This window comes from Caballeronia sp. LZ003, assembly GCF_031451465.1.
Classification (GTDB): Bacteria; Pseudomonadota; Gammaproteobacteria; order Burkholderiales; family Burkholderiaceae; genus Caballeronia.
This window is the reverse complement of the sequence record NZ_JARUXJ010000126.1, coordinates 1-645: the sequence shown is the minus strand read 5'-3', so window position 1 is coordinate 645 and position 645 is coordinate 1. Positions and strand designations below refer to the sequence as shown.

The following is a 645-nucleotide window of genomic DNA, read 5'->3' as shown; positions in this document are numbered from 1 at the left end:
GGCGACGATTGGGGCCGCGTCGCGTACCGCTACGACAAGCAGGGGCGGCTAACCACGCTGAACAACGAGAACCACGAATCTACCGAGTTTCGTTATGACGCGCTCGGTCAGGTCATCGAGCAGACGGGGTTCGACGGGCGCAGCGTCGCCTATGCGTGGGACGATGCCGGGCGGCTGGCGGCATCGACTGAAGCCGGCGTCGAGACGCGCTACGAGCGCGACCCGATCGGGCGGCTCACCGCGCGCACGATCGGCAAGCAAGCGACCGAGAGTTTTTATTACGACGCGCGCGGGCGGCTCGCGACCGCCACGGCCGCTGGCAGCACGACCCGCCTGCACTACGACGATGCGAACAACCTGATCGCCGAAGAGCAGCACGTTCGCCCGTATTACCGGGGCCAGTATTCGACCGTCACGCGCCACCAATACGACGTGCTCGGTAATCGCACGAAGACCATCCTGCCGAATACACGCTCCATCGACTGGCTGCGTTATGGCTCGGGCCACGTCCACGGCGTCATGCTCGACGGCAAGCCGCTGATGGACTTCGAGCGCGACAAGCTGCATCGGGAAATCAAGCGCACGCACCGCAGCTTCACGCAGGCGCGCCAGTACGATCCGGTGGGACGGCTCGCACAGATGTCG

Annotated in this window: 1 pseudogene; it reads left to right on the top strand. The window is 65.3% G+C overall.

Annotated features, from left to right (window positions below):
• A pseudogene (locus QCE79_RS33375) lies at positions 1-645 on the top strand (RHS repeat protein); the annotation flags it as partial.